General features: G+C 35.0%; 27 protein-coding genes and 2 pseudogenes. 24 read left to right on the top strand and 5 right to left on the bottom strand.

Translation table 11 applies throughout. The annotated features are described in order from the left end of the window. Positions 1-122: 122 nt before the first annotated feature. The 3 genes from AC4BHA_RS14340 to AC4BHA_RS14330 are packed head-to-tail and all read left to right on the top strand — an operon-like array spanning position 123 to position 2,964. Entirely contained in the window at positions 123-1,112 is a 990-nt protein-coding gene (locus AC4BHA_RS14340) for an ABC transporter substrate-binding protein (protein WP_066101818.1), read from the top strand. 45 nt (positions 1,113-1,157) lie between these two features. Further along, positions 1,158-2,204 (top strand): ABC transporter permease, encoded by a 1,047-nt coding sequence (locus tag AC4BHA_RS14335; protein ID WP_490558834.1) that lies wholly within the window; start codon positions 1,158-1,160, stop codon positions 2,202-2,204. Further along, positions 2,170-2,964: an ABC transporter ATP-binding protein gene (locus tag AC4BHA_RS14330; RefSeq protein WP_066101815.1), complete on the top strand. Its 795-nt coding sequence runs from the start codon at positions 2,170-2,172 to the stop codon at positions 2,962-2,964. The genes AC4BHA_RS14335 and AC4BHA_RS14330 overlap by 35 nt, the downstream gene beginning before the upstream one ends. A 61-nt stretch (positions 2,965-3,025) precedes the next feature. Here the strand turns inward: AC4BHA_RS14330 and AC4BHA_RS14325 are convergent, their stop codons facing one another. Continuing rightward, the gene (locus tag AC4BHA_RS14325; RefSeq protein WP_066101814.1) at positions 3,026-3,433 is read right to left on the bottom strand and encodes a hypothetical protein; all 408 of its coding nucleotides are present in this window, start codon (positions 3,431-3,433) and stop codon (positions 3,026-3,028) included. 189 nt (positions 3,434-3,622) lie between these two features. Between AC4BHA_RS14325 and AC4BHA_RS14320 the strand changes: the two genes are divergently transcribed. The 7 genes and pseudogenes from AC4BHA_RS14320 to AC4BHA_RS14290 all read left to right on the top strand — a co-directional run bounded on the left by AC4BHA_RS14320 (position 3,623) and on the right by AC4BHA_RS14290 (position 8,707). After that, positions 3,623-4,147: a GNAT family N-acetyltransferase gene (locus tag AC4BHA_RS14320; protein WP_490558850.1), complete on the top strand. Its 525-nt coding sequence runs from the start codon at positions 3,623-3,625 to the stop codon at positions 4,145-4,147. Positions 4,148-4,285: 138 nt separating this feature from the next. After that, a pseudogene (locus AC4BHA_RS14315) lies at positions 4,286-4,982 on the top strand (nucleotidyltransferase domain-containing protein). 85 nt (positions 4,983-5,067) lie between these two features. Then, positions 5,068-5,505 (top strand): GNAT family N-acetyltransferase, encoded by a 438-nt coding sequence (locus tag AC4BHA_RS14310; protein ID WP_066101797.1) that lies wholly within the window; start codon positions 5,068-5,070, stop codon positions 5,503-5,505. Between the two features lie 45 nt (positions 5,506-5,550). Continuing rightward, the gene (locus AC4BHA_RS14305; protein ID WP_066101794.1) at positions 5,551-6,087 is read left to right on the top strand and encodes a GNAT family N-acetyltransferase; all 537 of its coding nucleotides are present in this window, start codon (positions 5,551-5,553) and stop codon (positions 6,085-6,087) included. Positions 6,088-6,293: 206 nt separating this feature from the next. Further along, positions 6,294-7,187, top strand: coding sequence for a DMT family transporter (locus tag AC4BHA_RS14300; protein ID WP_490552067.1), 894 nt, complete (start codon positions 6,294-6,296; stop codon positions 7,185-7,187). A 79-nt stretch (positions 7,188-7,266) separates the two neighbouring features. Continuing rightward, positions 7,267-7,731 (top strand): GNAT family N-acetyltransferase, encoded by a 465-nt coding sequence (locus AC4BHA_RS14295; protein WP_066101788.1) that lies wholly within the window; start codon positions 7,267-7,269, stop codon positions 7,729-7,731. A 136-nt stretch (positions 7,732-7,867) separates the two neighbouring features. After that, a complete protein-coding gene (locus AC4BHA_RS14290; protein WP_175354228.1) occupies positions 7,868-8,707 on the top strand; it encodes a phosphotransferase family protein in 840 nt (279 codons plus the stop codon). A 30-nt stretch (positions 8,708-8,737) separates the two neighbouring features. On the opposite strand, the gene AC4BHA_RS14285 is transcribed toward AC4BHA_RS14290, so the two are convergent. Both AC4BHA_RS14285 and AC4BHA_RS14280 read right to left on the bottom strand, forming a co-directional pair. Beyond that, positions 8,738-9,019 (bottom strand): hypothetical protein, encoded by a 282-nt coding sequence (locus tag AC4BHA_RS14285; protein WP_066101781.1) that lies wholly within the window; start codon positions 9,017-9,019, stop codon positions 8,738-8,740. Between the two features lie 35 nt (positions 9,020-9,054). Next, positions 9,055-9,195 (bottom strand): hypothetical protein, encoded by a 141-nt coding sequence (locus tag AC4BHA_RS14280; protein ID WP_490552064.1) that lies wholly within the window; start codon positions 9,193-9,195, stop codon positions 9,055-9,057. A gap of 206 nt (positions 9,196-9,401) precedes the next feature. Here AC4BHA_RS14280 and AC4BHA_RS14275 point away from each other — a divergent pair, with 206 nt between their 5' ends. The 6 genes from AC4BHA_RS14275 to AC4BHA_RS14250 all read left to right on the top strand — a co-directional run bounded on the left by AC4BHA_RS14275 (position 9,402) and on the right by AC4BHA_RS14250 (position 13,519). Continuing rightward, the gene (locus AC4BHA_RS14275; RefSeq protein ID WP_140461135.1) at positions 9,402-9,788 is read left to right on the top strand and encodes a nuclear transport factor 2 family protein; all 387 of its coding nucleotides are present in this window, start codon (positions 9,402-9,404) and stop codon (positions 9,786-9,788) included. Positions 9,789-9,983: 195 nt separating this feature from the next. After that, a complete protein-coding gene (locus AC4BHA_RS14270; protein ID WP_490552062.1) occupies positions 9,984-10,883 on the top strand; it encodes an alpha/beta fold hydrolase in 900 nt (299 codons plus the stop codon). 184 nt (positions 10,884-11,067) lie between these two features. Next, the gene (locus tag AC4BHA_RS14265) at positions 11,068-11,520 is read left to right on the top strand and encodes a MarR family winged helix-turn-helix transcriptional regulator (RefSeq protein ID WP_066101766.1); all 453 of its coding nucleotides are present in this window, start codon (positions 11,068-11,070) and stop codon (positions 11,518-11,520) included. Between the two features lie 24 nt (positions 11,521-11,544). After that, entirely contained in the window at positions 11,545-12,063 is a 519-nt protein-coding gene (gene paiA, locus AC4BHA_RS14260) for a spermidine/spermine N(1)-acetyltransferase (RefSeq protein ID WP_490558833.1), read from the top strand. 51 nt (positions 12,064-12,114) lie between these two features. Continuing rightward, the gene (locus AC4BHA_RS14255) at positions 12,115-12,825 is read left to right on the top strand and encodes a B3/B4 domain-containing protein (protein WP_490558832.1); all 711 of its coding nucleotides are present in this window, start codon (positions 12,115-12,117) and stop codon (positions 12,823-12,825) included. A gap of 79 nt (positions 12,826-12,904) precedes the next feature. Continuing rightward, a complete protein-coding gene (locus tag AC4BHA_RS14250; protein WP_139891483.1) occupies positions 12,905-13,519 on the top strand; it encodes an FMN-binding negative transcriptional regulator in 615 nt (204 codons plus the stop codon). Between the two features lie 114 nt (positions 13,520-13,633). Here the strand turns inward: AC4BHA_RS14250 and AC4BHA_RS14245 are convergent, their stop codons facing one another. Further along, positions 13,634-13,906 (bottom strand): DUF2651 family protein, encoded by a 273-nt coding sequence (locus AC4BHA_RS14245; RefSeq protein ID WP_490558831.1) that lies wholly within the window; start codon positions 13,904-13,906, stop codon positions 13,634-13,636. A gap of 93 nt (positions 13,907-13,999) precedes the next feature. Further along, positions 14,000-14,317: a hypothetical protein gene (locus tag AC4BHA_RS14240; protein WP_139063794.1), complete on the bottom strand. Its 318-nt coding sequence runs from the start codon at positions 14,315-14,317 to the stop codon at positions 14,000-14,002. Positions 14,318-14,588: 271 nt separating this feature from the next. Between AC4BHA_RS14240 and AC4BHA_RS14235 the strand changes: the two genes are divergently transcribed. The 8 genes and pseudogenes from AC4BHA_RS14235 (at position 14,589) to AC4BHA_RS14200 (ending at position 19,712) form a co-directional block, all read left to right on the top strand. Continuing rightward, positions 14,589-14,729, top strand: coding sequence for a hypothetical protein (locus AC4BHA_RS14235; protein WP_490558830.1), 141 nt, complete (start codon positions 14,589-14,591; stop codon positions 14,727-14,729). Positions 14,730-14,747: 18 nt separating this feature from the next. Then, positions 14,748-15,044: pseudogene (locus AC4BHA_RS14230) on the top strand (GNAT family N-acetyltransferase); the annotation flags it as partial. 97 nt (positions 15,045-15,141) lie between these two features. Continuing rightward, entirely contained in the window at positions 15,142-15,645 is a 504-nt protein-coding gene (locus AC4BHA_RS14225) for a GNAT family N-acetyltransferase (RefSeq protein ID WP_490558829.1), read from the top strand. 285 nt (positions 15,646-15,930) lie between these two features. Further along, positions 15,931-17,118 carry an MFS transporter gene (locus tag AC4BHA_RS14220; protein ID WP_225983657.1) on the top strand — a complete coding sequence of 396 codons (1,188 nt, stop codon included), beginning with the start codon at positions 15,931-15,933 and terminating at the stop codon, positions 17,116-17,118. A gap of 408 nt (positions 17,119-17,526) precedes the next feature. After that, positions 17,527-18,405, top strand: coding sequence for an SMP-30/gluconolactonase/LRE family protein (locus AC4BHA_RS14215; RefSeq protein WP_139891480.1), 879 nt, complete (start codon positions 17,527-17,529; stop codon positions 18,403-18,405). A 188-nt stretch (positions 18,406-18,593) separates the two neighbouring features. Beyond that, a complete protein-coding gene (locus tag AC4BHA_RS14210) occupies positions 18,594-18,833 on the top strand; it encodes a helix-turn-helix transcriptional regulator (protein ID WP_077247964.1) in 240 nt (79 codons plus the stop codon). After that, positions 18,823-19,167 carry a DUF2178 domain-containing protein gene (locus AC4BHA_RS14205; protein WP_490558828.1) on the top strand — a complete coding sequence of 115 codons (345 nt, stop codon included), beginning with the start codon at positions 18,823-18,825 and terminating at the stop codon, positions 19,165-19,167. The genes AC4BHA_RS14210 and AC4BHA_RS14205 overlap by 11 nt, the downstream gene beginning before the upstream one ends. A 194-nt stretch (positions 19,168-19,361) precedes the next feature. Beyond that, entirely contained in the window at positions 19,362-19,712 is a 351-nt protein-coding gene (locus AC4BHA_RS14200) for an immunity protein CdiI family protein (protein WP_066101738.1), read from the top strand. The last annotated feature ends 323 nt before the right edge of the window (positions 19,713-20,035 follow it).

Raw genomic sequence — 20,035 nt, 5'->3', positions numbered from 1 at the left:
TTACAGATATGCCACTGCTTTATTGTCTGAATATTCTATATTATTTATTGCAATTCTAAAATTTTCAGGCTATAATTTAACGAATAAAAGCATAAAAGCGATAAAGGGTGGGGGAGCATATCATGAAATGGAAAAGTTTATTGGCAAGTATAGCTGTAATATCAACCATTGCACTTGCAGGCTGTGGTTCGGATGAAAAATCGTCCGGCGAAGGTGAGAAAAATGGAGAAGGAAAACAGTATACAGTAGGGATTTCTCAATTTGTTGAACATCCATCGCTTGATGAGGCCACAAAGGGCTTTAAAAAGGCTCTTGAGGATTCTGGGTTGTCCATTAAATATGATGAACAGAATGCTCAGGGGGAGTTAAATAATAATCAAACGATTGCTACTAATTTAGTGAGTGAAAAAGTCGATTTAATCTTTGCTAATGCTACTCCAAGTGCTCAAACTGCAGCCAATGTTACAAAGGATATACCGATTGTATTTACATCTGTTACAGATCCAGTAGGGGCAAAATTGGTATCCAGCATGGAAGCACCGGATAAAAATGTGACGGGAACAACAGATACTCACCCTGAAGCGATCCCTAATACAGTGAAGTTGATAAAAGAAATGGGCTATACGAAAATAGGAACGATTTATAATGCCGGTGAGCAAAATTCGGAGGTTCAGGTCAAAACTGTTGAAGATGAAGCAAAGAAAAATGGAGTGTCTGTTGAAAAGGTTTCTGTTGCAAACACTTCTGAAGTAAAGCAAGCTGCAGATTCTTTGGTGGGTAGAGTAGATGCTATTTATATCATTACAGATAATACAGTTGTATCCGCACTCGAGTCTGTGATCCAGGTTGCAGAAAAAGAAAGTATTCCTTTATTTGTTGGAGAATTGGATTCAGTCAAAAGAGGTGGCTTTGCAGCATATGGCTTCAATTATTATGATATCGGCTATCAGGCGGGGGAACAAGCTGTGCAATTACTGAAGGGTGAAAAAGAGGTGAAGGACTTGCCTGTTGAAGCACCGAATGATTTGAAATTAGTTATTAATAAATCAGCCGCTGAAAAAATGAAGATAGATCTTACTAAAATTAAAGAGGAAGCTGAATTTCTGGAATAAGGTTCTTCAGCCGTAATTAATCCAAACAGAAAGGAAGGTTAATACGTGTTTGCATCTGTTTTTGGTTCGGTGGAAGCCGGCATTATTTATAGCATTATGGCCTTAGGTGTTTACTTATCATTTCGAATTCTTAACTTTCCTGATATGACAGTGGACGGAAGCTTTGTAACAGGGGCGGCCGTCGCTTCCATTTTAATTACAGGCGGAACAAGTCCTATCCTTGCTACGTTTTCGGCGATATTTGTAGGGTTCTTTGTAGGAATAATTACGGGGTTACTGCACACAAAAGGGAAGATTAATCCACTGTTATCGGGAATTTTAATGATGATTGCCTTATATTCTATTAATCTAAGAATTCTAGGTAAGCCAAATGTATCCTTATTATCAGAGGATACAATTTTTACTAAGCTTGGTACATGGTGGGCGAGTCTTGGAATTGATAACTGGATTGCATCACTTTTCACAAACATTGGATTAGAAGGCTATATTCCGCATACATGGTCCATTGTATTGCCGATGATTTTATTTGTTATCGTAGGCAAGATGTTACTGGATGCATTTTTGAAAACAGAAATAGGCCTTGCCATTCGAGGAACTGGAGATAATGAGCAAATGGTGCGCAGCTTTTCGGTTCATACAGATATGACGAAAATGCTGGGACTTGGAATCGCCAATGCGCTGGTCGCTTTATCAGGAGCTTTTGTCGCACAGTATATTGGGTCTGCTGATGTCGGAATGGGGATTGGAATGATCGTCATTGGGCTTGCATCCGTTATTATCGGGGAAGCAGTCTTCGGTTCTAAATCCATTGCCAGAGCGACCTTAGCGGTTATTGGCGGAGCGATTTTATATCGATTGGTTGTAGCCTTTTCCCTTAAAGTGGAGTTTCTTGAAGCGGGAGATATGAAACTAATTACGGCAGTAATTGTTATTATTGCTTTGCTTATTCCAAAATGGATAGACAGTACGAAAAAATCCCGGAAAAGACGCAATCGAATGAAAGCCTTGAATGCTGAAGCAGTTAAACCTAGTATAAATGAGAATGGGGGAGAGCAGCTTGCTGCAACTAAGTCAGATATTAAAAGTGTTTAATGAAGGCTCTCCTGATGAAAAAATGGCATTAAATCAGATTAATCTTGAATTGAAGCAAGGGGATTTTGTGACGGTAATTGGAAGTAATGGAGCGGGTAAATCCACACTTATGAATTTAATTTCAGGGAAAATCCTGCCCGATTCAGGAAAAATCATCCTTAACGGAACCGATTTGACGTATGCGGGGGAACACCGCCGTGCCCGAAAAATAGGAAGGGTCTTTCAGGATCCTCTGGCAGGTACTGCTCCGACGATGACAATCGAAGAAAACCTGGCCATTGCCTATGCAAGAACAAAAAGAGCAGGGCTCAGTTTCGGAGTTACAAATAAGCGCAGACTGTTTTTTAAAGAAAAACTAGAGGAGCTTCATTTAGGTTTGGAGAACCGATTATCTGCGAAGGTCGGCTTGTTATCAGGAGGGGAAAGACAGGCGCTATCCTTATTAATGGCTACTTTTACAGAGCCGGATATACTCCTCCTTGATGAGCATACTGCAGCACTCGATCCATCACGGGCTCAGCTTATAACCGAACTTACGAAAAAAATCGTAAAAGAACATAAATTGACAACCTTAATGGTAACCCACAATATGCAGCAGGCCCTTGATTTGGGCAATCGATTAATCATGATGGATAGCGGTGAAATTATTTATGAAGCAGATCAAAACTCTAAACAAACGTTAACCATTGATCAGTTATTGAATGAATTCCAAAAACTAAAACGGAATACGCAAATTTCTGATAGGAGCTTGTTGGGATAATAGATGTATAGGAGTAAACAAACAGAAACAGCAAGCATTATGCTTGCTGTTTCCATCTATTTTAGCCAACCTTTCTTGTTGGAACAAATGTTTCTTTGTATGTATCTTCCCACAAATCAATTCGGCTCTGGATATGGATTTCATCGCGCATGCTTTCATGATGCTTTTCGATTTTTTTGGTGATTCTCTCTCTCCAGAAGCTTTTGAAATTTGGTTGAATCGTCATAGAATGCTCTACACATACATGGTTATTGTTTTCGTGGAATACGACTAAAACCTGGCAATCTTTATAGGAATGGCCCATTTTAGAGAAAACTTCATCTAAGTGATTAACTGAAATTATTTTTTGTAAACGTTCTTGTTCGTCTGGATCAGGATGATGCAGAGTGTTTGGACAAATATGTGCTACTTTGCCAACTTCATCAATAACTACTCGTACATATCCTAATGTTTTTTCATTACCTTGCATAAGTATCCCTACTTTCATCTTCATCATAAATCCATTATATGAGGGATGAATGTAATTCTACAATATTCAAAAAATTCCAATACAAAAGATAAGTTAGATAAGACAGACTTTTGGTATAACCATTAAAAGAATAAGTAAAATACGTAAATCTCTTACAGAAGCTTGGTAGATAAGAGTAAAAACCCTTGAATTATTAGGAATAGCTTATTTTATCTTGAAGAAGATTTATATTCTTTATGGGAATTAGTTTATAAAGAAGAATCTCCTGAATGGAAAAAGTGGGATGCCCCCTATTTTGAACATAAGTCTATATCCTATGATGATTACTTGAAGAAAAGGGATAAGATTATCAATCAAGATTACTACTGGGGAATAGAAGTAGATGGAAAAATAATTGGTACAGTCAGTTATTACTGGGAGCATGAGCCGTCAAAGTGGCTAGAAATGGGCATTGGTATATATAGTCCTCAATATTGGAATGGGGGATATGGTACGAGAGCTTTAAAATTATGGATTGACCATTTATTTAAAACGATGCCTTTAGTTCGTGTAGGGTACACAACCTGGTCTGGTAATCAGCGAATGATCAAAGTTGGAGAAAAATTAGGTATGCAAATGGAAGCAAGGTTAAGAAAATGCCGTTTCTATGATAACGAATATTACGATTCAATTAGAATGGGCTTATTGCGAGAAGAATGGGAAACTATTAAATAAAATCAAGAGCTGTCAACCAGTTCTTTTTTGTTTTCGATAAAGCTTTGGTTTTTGGAAGGTATTTCATATCTCAATGTAGAATCAAATAATTGAGAAATTTGTCGAATCAGAGGTGAGTCAATGGGTGGATTTAATAAAATAAGTCCAATTGAAGCCGGGCAACGGTTTATTAAAATTTATTTTCCAAACTGTCAGGGTGCTCTATTGGCAGGGAGCGTTGTTCGGGGTGAAGCAACTGAAACATCTGACTTGGATATCGTTATTTTCGATAAAAATATCAGTTCATCCTATCGAGAGTCATTAGTTGAATTTGGATGGCCTATTGAAATGTTCGTATATAATTTAACCTCTTATAAACTGTTTGTTGAAAGTGACTGTGAAAGGGCAAGACCTTCACTGTCAAGAATGATTTCTGAAGGGATAATCTTAAAAGATTGCGGAATAATCGATTCGATTAAAAAAGAGGCTAAAGAAATACTGGCTAAAGGTCCAGAAGAATGGACAGCCGAAATAATCAATACGAAGCGTTATTTTATTACGGATGCACTCGATGATTTTAAAGGCTGTACGAATCGGGCAGAGGAACTCTTTATAGCCAATACACTTGCTGAATTGGTAAGTGAATTTATCTTAAGAGCAAACCGTCAATGGATTGGCACATCAAAATGGGTAGTTCGTTCTCTAATATGATGAATTATTTGCAAACCAATTTGTAGAAGCATTTGATTGTTTTTATAAGACAGGAGAAAAGGATCAAGTAATCCATTTAGTTGAAAATATATTAGAACCTTTTGGAGGGGAGTTATTCCATGGCTTTTTACTGGGGGAAAAATAAAGGAAGTCGGAATTACTAAAGAATAGAGTAGAACAGGCAAATTGCAAGATAAAATGACTAAATATTCAGAAATAAGAGGTGGATTATGGATCCGTTCACGATTAAAGAAATTAAATCAGTAAATGAAATAGTTGAAGCATTCCCTGTGATGAAGCAGCTGCGTACTCATCTCGATGAAAACTCCTATCTTGAACTCGTCTTGGATGCACAAGAAAGCGATAGATACAAAATGTTTGCTTTGGTTGATGCGGGTGAAATAGTTGCGGTAATTGGTTTTAAAACGATGATCACTCTTTATTATGGACGATTTGTTTGGGTATGTGATTTGGTTACGGATATAAATAAACGTTCCAAAGGATATGGTGAACAATTACTTACATATGTTCATCAATGGGCTAAGGAAAACAATTATGAAACGATATCCTTATCATCAGGATTGCAGCGTAAAGATACCCATCGTTTTTATGAAGAGCGGATGAACTATGACAAAGTAAGTTATGTATTTAAGAAGTCTTTAAATTAGAGATGTTCTATATATCTAGACCAGTATTAAGGGGAGGTGGTAATCATGATAGAACTAAAGTATTTTGAACGCTCTGATTTTAAACAGCTTATCAATTGGATTGATTCGCCTGCATTTTTACTTCAATGGGGTGGCCCTGGGTTTAACTATCCCTTGAATGATACTCAATTAGAAAAGTACATGGAGAATGCCAATCATGCTAACTCAGAAGCTCTGATTTATAAAGTGGTTGATCAAGAAACAGGCAACGTTATTGGACATATCTCTTTGGGGAGAATTGATAGAAAAAACGAATCTGCAAGAGTTGGAAAAGTCCTAATCGGTGATAAAAACACAAGAGGTAAAGGGATCGGTCAGCAAATGATTAAAGAAATACTTAAAATCGCATTTGAAGAACTTCACTTACATAGGGTTAGTCTTGGAGTATTTGACTTTAATGACTCTGCCATTGATTGTTACGAAAAGGCAGGATTTGTAAAAGAGGGTTTACATAGAGATGCAAGTAAAAATGGCGATGAATACTGGAGTTTATGGGAAATGAGTATTTTAGAAAATGAATGGCTGGAGATTAAAAACGTATAGTAGAAGAGATAGTTTATACTTTAGATGAATACAAAATGGCAATTTGTGGTGTAATCGGTAATGAGATTGTAATTAAATCTATTAGAAAATGACCAACCAGCTGTTCATTCATAAGTTGAGGAATGAACAGTCAAAAAAGTCATACCTCGTCTTAGCTGAAGATGATTTTTAATAATCCTATTTTTGTAGACGGAGGTATTTTCAAAATGAAACAAAGTTTACTCGGAGCTGTTTGTTTATCCTTGGCCGCCAGTTTGTGGGGCGGTATGTACGTAGTGAGCAAATATGTTTTGGATTTTATTCCGCCATTGACGCTAGTATGGCTAAGGTATGTAGTTGCATTTGTTGTTTTGTACGCTATTTTAAAGACCATTCAAGTCAAAAGTAAAACTCGTGAAACGATACAGATGAAAGATTGGCTGCTGCTGGGGTGGATTGGGTTTATAGGTTACTTTGTATCAATTGCTTTTCAATTCATTGGTACTAAATTATCCGATGCCCATACGGGATCTTTAATAACATCAGCTACACCAGCTTTTATGGTTGTTTTTGCAACGCTTATTCTGAAGGAAAAGCTAACGGGCAGAAAAGTTATCTCGGTCATACTCGCATCAATCGGAGTCACCATTGTTATTGGATGGGATACAAAGGCTGGAGATTATTTTTTAGGTAGCATGATATTAGTGGGAGCTGCCATTACCTGGGCTTTATTATCCGTCTATGTAAAAATTGCCTCTGCGCGTTTTACGTCATTAACAATCACTACCTATGCGGTCATGTTTGCGCTTGTGTTTACAACACCTGTAATGATATGGGAACTTCAATCAAATGCTGCTGACTATGATAGTGCTTTAGTTATCATGGGGGTTATCTATCTGGGGGTAGTTTCAACTGCGGGAGCGTTTTTCCTTTGGAACAAAGGATTAGAAATGATGGATGCAGGAATCGGCTCATTATTTTTCTTTTTTCAGCCACTGGTTGGTTCTTTCTTAGGGTGGTTCATACTAAATGAAAAGTTGGGCATTAATTTCTTTGTAGGTGCCATTTTAATTATTGCTGGTGTTGTAATAGTTACTTTTCAAAAGGAAAAACAGGTGTAAATTCTTTCAAGAGGGCAAGTTATCTTGCTTTCTTTTTTACAGCTAAGGTGAATAAAAATAATGAGGAGTGAAAGATAGAATGTCATTTGAAATATATAGTATGGCACAAGAACAAGCAGAAACAATTGCTTTCACCTGGCATTATGATAGTGAATATTCTTTTTATGATTTGGAAGCGGATAAAGATGATTTAGAGGAATTTTTAGATGTTGATAAACGAGGTAACTCTATGTTCGCTGTATCAAAAGATGAAGAATTAATAGCTTTCTTGAGTATTCACAGAATTGACGATAACACGGTTGATATCGGTTTAGGGATGAGGCCTGATTTAACTGGAAAAGGGATGGGATTAGAATTTTTAAAGGAAGGTATGGAGTTTATTAAATTTGAAGCGAACCCTCAAAAAATCACCTTATCAGTTGCTACATTTAATCAAAGAGCAATTAATGTATATAGAAAAGTTGGATTTAAAGATGTTGAGATTTTTATGCAAGATACAAATGGCAGCACTTTCGAGTTTTTAAAGATGGAATACATATGTTAAATTTTGTTGTTTTATATTGAGAAACGAGTATCGTAAAGAGCGTTGTCTTTGAGCTTTCAGATAGAGTAAGTTCGATGAGGAGGAGATTTTTATTATAAAACATATCATTGAACATTTTGGATTGCAGGTAATATCAATGAATGAAGTTGAAGATTCCTTTAGTTCAAACGTCTATAAATGTGAGTTGCTTAGGGGAGCGACGGTTTTTATTAAAATTCCTTATACAAAGTTAAAGTTTCAGCGGGAATTGGAAGCTTATGAGATTTTAAAAGGAAGAATTGCGATTCCTGATATGCTAGATTGTTGGTTTGGAGATGAGGAGTGCCCTAGTGCTTTTTTGCTTTCCGAATTAAAAGGACAACCTTTAACACCTGTGGCTTCACCCAAAGCAGTATATCATGTTGGAGTTATACATGCTTCAATGCATTCTATTCAGCTGCCGATAACGAACGAGTTGATTGCCATACAAAATGAATTCCCGAATTGGTCCGACTTTCTTGAATCAAAATTCTATAGTTTTGCTGTGGATGTAAGAGATGTATTGGATGAACATTTATATGAACAGGCTATAGAAAAGTTTGAAATCATGAAACGGCAACTCCCTGCCCCAGACGGACCAAGCTTAGTACATATGGATTTTCGCCCCGCCAATATTATAGTGGACGACAATCAAGTCTCAGGAATCATCGATTTTGAATCCGTACGATTTGGTTCAACAGAAATCGATTTCACTAAAATTTATCGTGATATTTTAAGCTGCGATCATACCCTCTACCAGGCATATAAAGAGGGCTATAAAAGTATCCGACCTTTAATTGATTTAGATATTGTATTGCCCTTTTATCGATTTACAGATGCCTTCAATAGCATTGGGTGGTGTAAGAAGCGTGGAATGGAAAAAAACGCTGCATTTCTTGAAGAAAATTTAGCGATTTTGAAAAAACTTTTACCATCAAATAGAAGTGAAGGTAAGTAATAAAAAGCTGCCCTATGGACAGCTTTGCTTTTACCGAAGTACATCTCCCTCATTATTAAAAAACGTAGAGCCAGTAGAGGTATGTCCATTAATCCATTCCTGTGAGATTTTTGATACATTAGCCCAATTAGGGATTTTTGCATTATGCTCTGCGATCCAGCTTAAGCAATATTGGGGATCGATATTTTCTTCATAGCATTGGGTTAAAAAAGTCTGGATATTGGTTTCTGTACAATTTTCAAAGGAGCCGCAGGTATGAGATAAAATTTGCTCCATTTTTATTTGAATAGAATCCTTGCTAGAGTTAGTCATCCAATTGCTCCTTTCATTTGGCTGATATCATTAGATCACTCATCATTCGTCTTGATATTTGAACCGTGACGGCTATTTACAGTGGGTATATGTTTTAAGGGAGTATCACCGTTTTTTGATGTCGTTTCCTGATTTCGTACCCGGAATTGATTAGATTGATTTTGATTATTCTTCATTTACTCTCACCTCCATTGTCTAACATTTGAAGAAATACAGAAAAATATTCAATTTCAAGCGCAAAATGTTAAGATACCTCACCAGAAATGAGAATGCTACACCTAATTTGAAAATAAATATTAGATAGTAAAAACACAATTAGTAGATAAAGGGCTATAAAATAAGCGGATTAAAATAATAATGCGTTAGTAAAGGGACTGATTAAATGGATGTGAAATTAAAGGAACAATTAAAGGAATTAGAAGAAAGCCATATTGGATTTGAAGTTCGTAAAAGTCGGGACAAGCTGGATAACATACTGGCAGACGATTTCTTTGAGATTGGCAGTTCAGGGTTTATGTTTGATAAAAAAGCCTGTCTGGAAGATGGAGTGGTTTTAACTGAGATGTCACTCTATAACTATAATATTTATCCGTTAGCGCAAGATGTTGTTTTATCTACTTATTTCATTGTTGATAGCACTCGTAATCGTAACACCTATCGAAGTTCAATATGGAAATTGATTGGTGGCAGATGGCAATTATATTTTCATCAAGGAACTATCTCTCCTTTACAATTAAGTGAGGTTCTTAAAAACCCTAATCCGAATTAGGATAGTTACTTCTCAATAGAATAACTTAGTTTTCTCTTTAAACCTAAAAGGATTTTTAAAAACTTGATTGGAGGTAAATTGTGAGGTACTGTAATAAGCCGTTTCATTAACACTGTATTCTATGCTTCTCTACAAGAGCTCCTCCTTATATAGGAAGTAGATAATCTAATCATTGAATATAAGGAGGATAACTAAATGGAGAATGGACAATTAATTGATATTAAAGGGAAAAAGATATATGTGGAAATCAGCCATAAAAAATGTGATAAAGCGATTTTATATTTACACGGAGGCCCCGGAGAAGGCTGCTTCGATTTCACCTATCACCAAAAGACTCGTTTAGGAGATAAATTCAAACTAATAGCATTTGATCAAAGAGGGGTATGCAGGTCTGAAGGCATAAGTATTGGAGAAACATTTTGTCTTGATGACTTGGTTGACGATTGTGAGGGGCTTCGGCAATTACTTAGAATAAAGAAATGGTCTATAATAGGGCATTCTTTTGGAGGTTACTTGGCAGTACTTTATGCATCACGGTATCCTAACTCCGTAGAAAAAGTAATTTTTGAAGGACCAACATTTGATTTTAGACTAACAGCTAAAGCACTTCTTAAAAAAACGGCTAGTTTATTTGAAAAATATAAGATGGTCGAGCATGAATTAAAGTGTATAAAACTTTATAATGACGCCACTCTTTCAGCACGAGAACTGGTAGAGGGATATATGGAGATTGGTGAACTTCTAGAAGAAAATAGGATGGAAATCTATACTCATAATTTTACTAATCCAACTGATACAGGCGTATATTCAGATGATCAGTGGGATAACTTCTATAATAAATCAGCAATCCATTTCGACCGCTTAAGAGATGAAGGAAAGATATTTGAGTCAGTTTTGCCTCTGTTGAAAAAAATCAATATCCCCTGTCTCTTAATTTTAGGAGAGCATGATGTTGTGACCTGCCCGATTCAAGTTCAAACGTATATAACCGTGGTTAAACAAGGTGAAATATATACGATGAAAAATAGCGGTCATACACCTCATTATGAAGCTGCAGATGAATTCTGTGATGTGGTAACAGACTATCTAACATAAATAAGATGTAATGAAAAGGCTGCTAAATTGAAGGTGACCCCAAAAGTTGCCTTTTGACTCTAACTTTTAGGGTGCACATCCATTGCGGTCTTTTTCATCATACATTTTGTTGCATATACAACAAAATGTACTATAATAATTATAATAGCATAATTTAAGTGCTTAAAGTAATGGAGATGTATTTATGAAGGAAATTCTACGGGAAATAGGCATGATTGCCAGGGCTTTAGATTCGATTAGTAATATAGAATTTAAGGAATATGACCTTACTAAAGGGCAATATTTGTACCTGGTCCGCATTTGTGAGAATCCTGGTATCATTCAAGAGAAGTTAGCTGAGATGATAAAAGTGGATCGAACCACGGCTGCACGAGCTATAAAAAAACTTGAACTGAATGGTTTTATTGAAAAGAAAGCTGATCATCAAAACAAAAAAATAAAAAAGCTCTTTCCGACGGAAAAAGGGGCAAAGGTTTACCCATTTATAAAACGAGAGAATGATTATTCTAATAAAGTAGCATTAGCTGGATTATCTGAAACAGAGATAGATATTATTTTTGATCTCCTTCAAAGAGTTAGAAAAAATATTGAAGTAGATTGGGAATTTGTGAAAAAAGGAAATAAGAGAACGTATTGATTACATAAAGGAGACATCCATAAAATGAATGTAAATATACAAAAGTGCAATCATGAAGATATACAGATCCTCCAAGAAATTAGTATTCAGACATTCACTGATACATTTAAGGATCAGAATTCGCCTGAAAATTTAAAGGCCTATTTAGAAAGGGCATTTAATCGCGAACAGTTAGAGACGGAATTATCCAATGCTTCCTCTGAATTTTATTTCATCTATTTCTGTGAAGAACTCGCAGGCTATTTAAAGGTCAATTTCAATGATGCTCAAACTGAAAGAATAGCTGATGAGGCACTAGAAATTGAGCGGATTTATATAAAGTCAAAATTTAAAAGAAGCGGATTGGGCAACTATCTGATGGATAAGGCAGAGGAAATAGCCATTGGACAAAAGAAGAAGCTTATGTGGCTGGGCGTTTGGGAAAAGAATGAGATTGCTCTTAATTTTTATAAAAAAAGAGGATTTGTTCAAATAGGATCTCACTCCTTCTATATGGGTGATGAAGAACAAGTCGACTTTATCATGAGTAAATCATTGATATAACTATTTATAGATCCTTTCATGATTAAAAACGATGAAGTGGAGTGTTGTGTGATGGTGAAATTTATTGTCGATACTGAATTTTGGGATGTTTTCCCGGATGCTCAAATTAATATGTTAATTGTTAGAAATATTAATAATCGAGGTTCGGAAGAAAACCATGATGATTTCTCTGAACTACTTAACAGAGCGGCTAAGGAGGCTACTCAGTTTCTGACAGAAGATACATTTAGCCAAAATCAAGTTGTTGATGAATGGCGTAAAGCATTTGGCAAATTTAAAACGAAAAAGGGTACTCGTTCATCGATTGAAGCATTGCTAAAGAGAGCCAATCAAGGTAGAGAGTTTACACCAATTAATCCTTTGGTGGACATCTATAATAGTGTTTCTCTAAAATATGCTGTTCCCTGTGGCGGAGAAGATTTAAATTGTATCACTGGGGACTTACGTCTTGGGAAAGCAAAAGGAGGAGAACCATTCTTGCCACTTGGTGCTGATCAAGATTCCCCTGCTTTACCGGAGGAAATCATCTATTATGATCAGGACGGAGCTATTTGCAGATGCTTAAACTGGAGAGAAGCTCAAAGAACGATGCTAACTGATGACACAACGGATGCTGTCTTATTCATTGAATCCATTAACAAAGAACAAGCTGAACGTGCTAATCAAGCCATGAATGAATTGAAGCAATTGATTGATTCCTATTTCAACACTATAAGTACGGATATGATATTGACGGCAAAAGATTCAGCTTTTGAATTTTAATATTTTTACATATTTTGAATCATATCTTTTTAACTCTTCTTTGTTCTTTTCTTAGACGAACTTAAGGAGGAATATCACAATGTTCATGCCTGAGTGCTTTACTATCGATGACGAGGAAACCATTTATGATTTTATTGAAGAATACAGCTTCGCTACTCTTTTTTCACAGCATAACGGCGAACCATATGCTACGCATTTACCCCTATTATTAGATAGAGATCAATTTGCTTTATATGGCCATATGGCACGTGCAAACAAACAGTGGGAAGAAGTAGGAAACCAGCAGGTCCTTGCTGTTTTCCATGGCCCTCATTGTTATATTTCTCCTACTTATTATAAAACGACTAAGGCAGTACCTACTTGGGATTATGTATCTATTCATGTATATGGAAAAATGGAGATTGTGAGTGAAAAGAATGTCATCCATCATACCTTAAATAGCCTGGTTAATAAGTATGAAAAGGCAGATAGCTCATACCATTATCTAGACTTAGATTCCAGTACGGTTGAAGGTATGATCAGAGAGCTTGTTGCCTTTAAGATTAAGATTTCTAAAATAGAGGCACAGGCTAAGCTGAGTCAAAATCATCCTGTGGAGAGACAAGAGTTAATTATTAAACATTTGGAAAACAATCCAGATCAAAATGATAAACAAATCGCAGCTTTAATAAAGAGAAATTTAATTAACAATTGACTGAAGGTAATAGTGGGAAAATTTGATTTTCTTAGAGAGCATTAGTCCATATGGATTAATGCTTTTTATTTGGACAAAAGATTTCTCTTATTAATAATGGATTTGATAGGATCTTTAATTTTTGGTTCTAATATAAGCTACAATAATTGCTGATAGGAACAAGGAAATGCTAGGAAATATGTTCCATTCTGAAAATGAAATATCAGGATATTGATAATAGTATTTAGAATGCCAAACTTCAAAGATCAGGTTGGCTATTAAAGTCACTAGCGGGCCAATAAAAATTTTATTGGTTATGGCTGAGACTAATACGCCTAATCCAATCACAATGGTTGGGACAATAACTAGCTGCAATAAAAAAGGATCCATAGTGTCAAGAAAACTCATATTTATATTCTCCTCAAGACAACGGTGTATATGAATCTCATAAACGCTAAGAATAGATTGTATTAGGTAAAGAGATACAAATATACAATAGAATTATAAATAAATGAAAATCGTTACAATAAGTGAGGTTAAAAAGTATGCAAGAGAGCCAAAGAAAACATAGGAAGGATTAAACTTACTTTGAGTTCCTTCTGGTCGTAGGCCAGTACTGCCTTGAATTTGAACATCAAGACTGCGACTTGTGTAGCCGCCAGTTGAAGTAAAAAAATAAATAATTATTGTAGAAAAGAAGCCAACAAACACACTGTAATCAAAGAAAGAAGCATCAAGCGATGAGGTTAATGCAAAGTTAATAATTCCAATGATTAAAAAGGTACCTATAAAAATAATATATTTTCTGATTATATTCACCTCCATAATTTAATTATATATTATTTGGGAAATTATGTCACTTCATACTTTCTACAATATGTAAACAAATAGTAATAATATGAAGTTTAAGGCTGAATGATTCAATTTTGTTGCTTGAGGTTAATATAGGTTCAAATAGATGGCTAGAGACACTAATTCAACACTTAGGAGTGTGTTGAGTTAGTGTCTTTTTGTTTGTTTGCAGGAAGGATTTTTATGTGATTTATATATCTAATGGTCCAGGTTAATACAAGAAGGATATTGCGTGTAATTGAAGAATTATTTAATCATCACACATTTGAAGGATAATGATATGAAAGAAATTAATACCGAAAAAATCCATCCATTAATACGGAATCTTCTTTCCTATGCGACATCAGAATTTAGGATTGACGAGGAATACAATAAATAATTAAAATCTCCAAATCGAAAATTATTTGGTTTAGAATGCAATGGGAAATATGTTGGGTGCATAGGATTTGAAATGATTAGTCCAAAAGAATGTGTCATTTCACATATTGCTGTATTTCCGGAACAAAGAGAAAAAGGGATTGGCAGCAAAATGATAAATTTCCTGTCCAATCAATTCTGTCTTATCTCTGCTGAAACGGATAAGGATGGGGTGGATTTTTATCGTAAATATGGCTTCATGATAACAAGTTTAGGAGAAAAATATCCGGGTGTGGAACGATTTCAATGTGAATTTAGAAATGAAAGTATTTGTTAAACTTGCTTGGTATGAATCTAAGAGAGATTGATAATTTTTTTGAAATGAACGAAAAGGAACCGCAATGTTCCCATAAGTTACAATTGAAGAGGAGTTTATGATGGAAACACTATCAGACCGTTTATTGCTGAGATCATATAATAATCATGATTTAGATTTTCTTGAATCACTTTTAACGAATCCTAATATTGTGCGATATATAGGAAACGGACAAATAAGAGATCAAGAAGGAATTCAAAAATTTTTGAATTGGATTATTGATACATATGCCATTAATCCTAATTATGGATTGAAGCTCATTTTAGAAAAAGAAAGCAACAACAGAATAGGTCATGCAGGATTGGTACCCCAATTGATAGATGGAAAAAAAGAGATTGAAATTGGTTACTGGATTTCACAGGAATATTGGGGTAGGGGATTTGCAACTGAAGCAGCCAGAGGGGTAATGGAATATGGGAAGAATAAGCTGAAGCTTGAAAAAATGATTGCCCTTATTCAAAAAGACAACACTGCCTCTCAAAAAGTTGCTCAAAAGATTGGTATGCGAATAGAAAAAGAACTACTATTAAATGGAAAAGATGTTTTTGTGTACTATTGCTAATTTTCTTTTTTGGTCTGAAGCCGATGCAGATTTTATTGTGGATGATTTATCTGAAATTCCTGTGATTATTAAAAAGATGAACAATGTGTATTGTTGATTCAACATGAATTTAGTGCATAGGTTAATAAATGAAGATATATTATTTTAACGATATGTAGTTAACTACTATCAGGTTCTGATTAAAGATAGAGAACAATGGTGAGACACGCTATATTGATACCAGACTAAATCAGGCGCTCACTGTGCTAAAACTTTATACATAAGCGAATAATGGAGGACTGCTTTTTGCGGAAGATAATTTTTATATTTATCATCTATGCCACTTATATTAGTTTAGGGTTACCCGATCCCCTTTTAGGGATAGCTTGGCCTGAGATGGTGGGAGAATTTAATGTAGCACATAGTGCGGCAGGCTTAATCTCAATGACTATTGCAATTTGTACGGTTATTTCTAGCTTGTCGACTATGCGAATTAATAAAAAAATCGGAACGGGAAGACTAGTTCTAGGTAGTGTATTGCTTACTGTGATTGGATTGATAGGGTTTGCGTTTACACAAAATTTCTTATTATTAATTGTCTGTGCATTACCTTTAGGTTTTGGAGCTGGCGCTATTGACACCTCTGTAAATGACTACGTGGCTGCTAACTTCAAAGCACATCATATGAATTGGTTACATGCTTTTTGGGGAGTAGGAGCAACTCTCGGCCCAGTTATTATGGGTGTCGTTTTAAATAATCAATTTTCCTGGAGAAACGGTTATTTTATTATTGGCGGTATTCAAATTGTATTAGCTATTATTCTCTTCCTATCTATTCCTCTCTGGAAGACAAATCAACAAAAGGGATCCGAAAAGTCTGAAGAGAGTCCCGTGTCCAATGGCTCGGTTTTGAAAGAAAAGGGAGTTGTTTTTGCGCTATTATCTTTTGTATTTTATGTTGGTTTAGAAGGTACAATATTTTTGTGGGGAAGTAGTTATTTAATAGAAATGAAGTCATTATCAGTAGCTACTGCTAGTTTCATAATATCAGTATTCTTTGCAAGTTTAACCATGGGAAGGTTTATTTCTGGTTTTATTACGTTTTGGCTATCTAATCAGAAATTGTTACTGTTTAGCGAAATTGCACTACTCATAGGAATTATTACGGTTGCTTTTGGAACAGGCAGCGTTTTGTACGGTGGATTCATATTAATTGGTCTTGGATGTGCGGCAATTTTTCCAACCATGATACATGAAACTCCAAGAAGGTTTGGGAAAAGGAGTGCAAGTGCAATTATTGGGCTTCAAGTAGCTTTTGGCTCTGTTGGGGTAACCATTTTACCTCCGTTAGTAGGAATCCTGTTTCAGAATTATACAATGAATCTATTTCCGGTCGTTTTAGTAATTTTTGCTCTTACGTTACTTGGGGCAACCATTATTATTGAAAAGAGGAAAAGAGCAACTGAGTTTGATACTTTATCTAAACAGTTGTAAAAAACTCTGGGGTGTATGAGTGCTTACTGATCTGAACATTAAGGAGAATCTTTACAACCTTGCGGGGTTATCATTTCTTTTGATTTACTTACAGAAAGTCCAAGCAACTTTTACCTTTTAAAGAATTATAAAGAAACAGGATTAATCATCATGACAAACACAGATATAGGTGTCCGCCAGCTGAAAGGAATTATTGGAGAAGTATTTCATTCATTCAATTTCAAGCTCTGAAGGAGATACCCAAAATAGGCGCAGATTTCATCTTTAAATGAATGAAATCCGTGCCTATTTTTATTGCCGGGCCAATTTCTAGTTAGTAAAATGAGCCAGTTTAGCGAAAGAAGGATTACTTCTTATCGTTATAGAATAAAGGACATAGAGAAAATAATACTAAACGAGGTGTTTGGCTTGGTAGGAGTTTTAGAATTGGTTCTAGATGTAAAAGCGACACTGGGAGAAGGTCCATGCTGGGATAGGCAAAGACAATTGTTATATTGGATTGATATTTTAGAAAAAAAGATATACATCTTTAATCCAAATACAAATGAAAACCACGGAATTCAGTTAGAACAATATATTGGGGCAATAGTACCTCGAAATATAGACGAAGCAGTAGTGGCATTAGAAAATGGTTTTTATTTTTTGAATTACTCCACGGAAAAAGTAACCCTGATAAATGAACCGGAGAGTCACTTGATTAATAATCGGTTTAATGATGGAAAATGTGATGCTTATGGACGCTTTTGGGCAGGTACAATGGACAAATCTTATATTAAAGAACAAGGTTCCCTTTATTGCTTAGATACAAATAGAAAAGTAGAGAAGAAGCTGAGTAAGATTGGCTTATCCAATGGCATGGCATGGTCACCTGATAATAAATTTATGTATCACATAGATACTCTATCTAAAAAGGTTAGTTGTTTTAATTTTAATCTTGTTACGGGTGATATTGAAAATCCCGTGGAAATTATCAGTTTCAAAGAAGAAGAAGGAATGCCTGATGGTATGACTATAGATGAAGAAGGAATGTTGTGGATTGCCCATTGGGGTGGTTCAAAAGTATCTAGGTGGAACCCTAAAACAGGTGAACAGATAGGCTCCATAGAGGTCCCAGCACTAAATGTTACATCTTGTACTTTCGGAGGGAAAGATTTAAATGAATTATATATAACTACAGCAAAATCGGGACTTAGTGAAGAACAACTTAAGAATTACCCATTATCAGGAGGACTTTTCAGGATCAAAATGGATGTAAAGGGAAGTCCATCTTATTCGTTTAAAGGGTAATAAACCTGATTGTTGAAAGAACATCTCTAGGCTGTTTTTTTATAAATATAAAAAGGGTGAGAATCGATGATAGGATTCTAACCCTTTTTAATTTGCATAATAATATTTATCCTTTGTATAAGTTTAATTTACTTTTATAAAAGTGTAGTTTATTATATATTTATGGTAAAAAAAGGAAGGTGTTGACCTTGAAAGAAAAAATGGAGGATTACGTTGAAAATAAAGTATATGAGCATCGAGTTTTAAAAAGATTGTCCCAAAAAGAGCTGGCTGACGCTGTGGGAGTATCCAAACAAACCATATATGTGATGGAGAAGAATAATTACTCTCCTTCCCTTGTTTTAGCTTTTCGAATTGCTGAGTTCTTTAACGTAGATATTAACCATATTTTTACTTATGTGAAAGGGTGCGATCAAAATGAAAAGTGAGGAAATATCAAATACAACTTTTTATCCATTAAAAACTTGGGCGGAAGCATCAACTGGTAATTGGAATATGCTTATTGGCATCGGTATTTTATTGCTTATAGTCGGAGTAATTCTGTTGTACGTATTTTATAGAAAAATAGGTAAGGCTGACGAAAGAATAAATCAAATACACTTAAAAAGTACCTTCATTATGTTAAGCGTAGTAATTTTATGTGACGTAATTTTCCCGAAAGAATATATGTGGCAAATTTTCTTCTTATTTAAATATTCTCTTGCATTCATTGCTTCAGGAATATTTCTAGCTGTTCAATATAAAAAGGATTTTTTAAACTAAGTAGGAAACAGATGATCATTTAATTCATACAAATTTAAAAAACGGGATATTACAATACTATCCAGAGCTGTGAACAGCTCTATTTTTTATGCAGCAAAAAGGGGATGTTTTGTAATAATATGTATATAACAGATATAATCATAGTATTGTATATTTGCAAGCTTCATTTATAAAGTTGAAATGGGGATTAACTAATGATTTGGAAACAAAATAGAAATTGCAACCATACTTCATATAAATTTGAAGCTGATTTTATGAGTGACCCAATTTGGTGTAATGATTGTGGAGTAAATTTGGAGATAGATAATTTCCCTATATCAGATAAATTACAGGAAGAACTATTGGAATGGATATCGGAATATGGCAATTGGATTGAGTTAGAAACCGACCTATTAAAGGAAAATGGAGTAAAGCTAGAGGAATGGCACAATGAAAAAGGATTGCGGCTGTTCCAGGAAGTGAAGAAACAATTACGCGGAAAATATCCAATCGTATTTGTCCCATCTAGTTCAGCACAACAATATAACGAGTTAGAAAATGGTTGAAGCAGTTAAAAGTTGAAGACCAAGACTGCTACTGAGTAGTAATTATGGAGGCTAATGGGACAGATTCTCTATTAGCGAAATAATAAGTTTTTATGGATAAAAGTATTTAAACAAATGAAGTCTTTCTAGAAATAACAAAGGACATAATCTATTATCCTAATAGGTTATGTCCTTAATTTATATATCTATTTTAAATTTGGTGATGATAAATTAAAGCTAACTGTAAGGACAGTAGATATTTTAAGGTTTAACAGATTTTACTTTCTTTGGCAATGATATAAATGAATATGAACTTCATTGATAACCATTATCATTTATGATAA

This window comes from Pradoshia sp. Z3_51 (assembly GCF_058215915.1).
The sequence above is the reverse complement of the archived record's forward strand: the minus strand, read 5'-3'. Positions and strand labels throughout refer to the sequence as shown.

Coding starts and splice junctions, on each gene's coding strand:
- AC4BHA_RS14265 (WP_066101766.1), top strand. CDS start 11,068: ATGAAGGAAATTCTACGGGAAATAGGCATGATTGCCAGGGCTTTAGAT.
- AC4BHA_RS14340 (WP_066101818.1), top strand. CDS start 123: ATGAAATGGAAAAGTTTATTGGCAAGTATAGCTGTAATATCAACCATT.
- AC4BHA_RS14205 (WP_490558828.1), top strand. CDS start 18,823: ATGAAAAGTGAGGAAATATCAAATACAACTTTTTATCCATTAAAAACT.
- AC4BHA_RS14300 (WP_490552067.1), top strand. CDS start 6,294: ATGAAACAAAGTTTACTCGGAGCTGTTTGTTTATCCTTGGCCGCCAGT.
- AC4BHA_RS14275 (WP_140461135.1), top strand. CDS start 9,402: ATGGATGTGAAATTAAAGGAACAATTAAAGGAATTAGAAGAAAGCCAT.
- AC4BHA_RS14245 (WP_490558831.1), bottom strand. CDS start 13,906: ATGAGTTTTCTTGACACTATGGATCCTTTTTTATTGCAGCTAGTTATT.
- AC4BHA_RS14250 (WP_139891483.1), top strand. CDS start 12,905: ATGTTCATGCCTGAGTGCTTTACTATCGATGACGAGGAAACCATTTAT.
- AC4BHA_RS14305 (WP_066101794.1), top strand. CDS start 5,551: ATGATAGAACTAAAGTATTTTGAACGCTCTGATTTTAAACAGCTTATC.
- AC4BHA_RS14280 (WP_490552064.1), bottom strand. CDS start 9,195: ATGAAGAATAATCAAAATCAATCTAATCAATTCCGGGTACGAAATCAG.
- AC4BHA_RS14295 (WP_066101788.1), top strand. CDS start 7,267: ATGTCATTTGAAATATATAGTATGGCACAAGAACAAGCAGAAACAATT.
- paiA (WP_490558833.1), top strand. CDS start 11,545: ATGAATGTAAATATACAAAAGTGCAATCATGAAGATATACAGATCCTC.
- AC4BHA_RS14255 (WP_490558832.1), top strand. CDS start 12,115: ATGGTGAAATTTATTGTCGATACTGAATTTTGGGATGTTTTCCCGGAT.
- AC4BHA_RS14325 (WP_066101814.1), bottom strand. CDS start 3,433: ATGCAAGGTAATGAAAAAACATTAGGATATGTACGAGTAGTTATTGAT.
- AC4BHA_RS14270 (WP_490552062.1), top strand. CDS start 9,984: ATGGAGAATGGACAATTAATTGATATTAAAGGGAAAAAGATATATGTG.
- AC4BHA_RS14285 (WP_066101781.1), bottom strand. CDS start 9,019: ATGACTAACTCTAGCAAGGATTCTATTCAAATAAAAATGGAGCAAATT.
- AC4BHA_RS14310 (WP_066101797.1), top strand. CDS start 5,068: ATGGATCCGTTCACGATTAAAGAAATTAAATCAGTAAATGAAATAGTT.
- AC4BHA_RS14290 (WP_175354228.1), top strand. CDS start 7,868: ATGAATGAAGTTGAAGATTCCTTTAGTTCAAACGTCTATAAATGTGAG.
- AC4BHA_RS14225 (WP_490558829.1), top strand. CDS start 15,142: ATGATGGAAACACTATCAGACCGTTTATTGCTGAGATCATATAATAAT.
- AC4BHA_RS14200 (WP_066101738.1), top strand. CDS start 19,362: ATGATTTGGAAACAAAATAGAAATTGCAACCATACTTCATATAAATTT.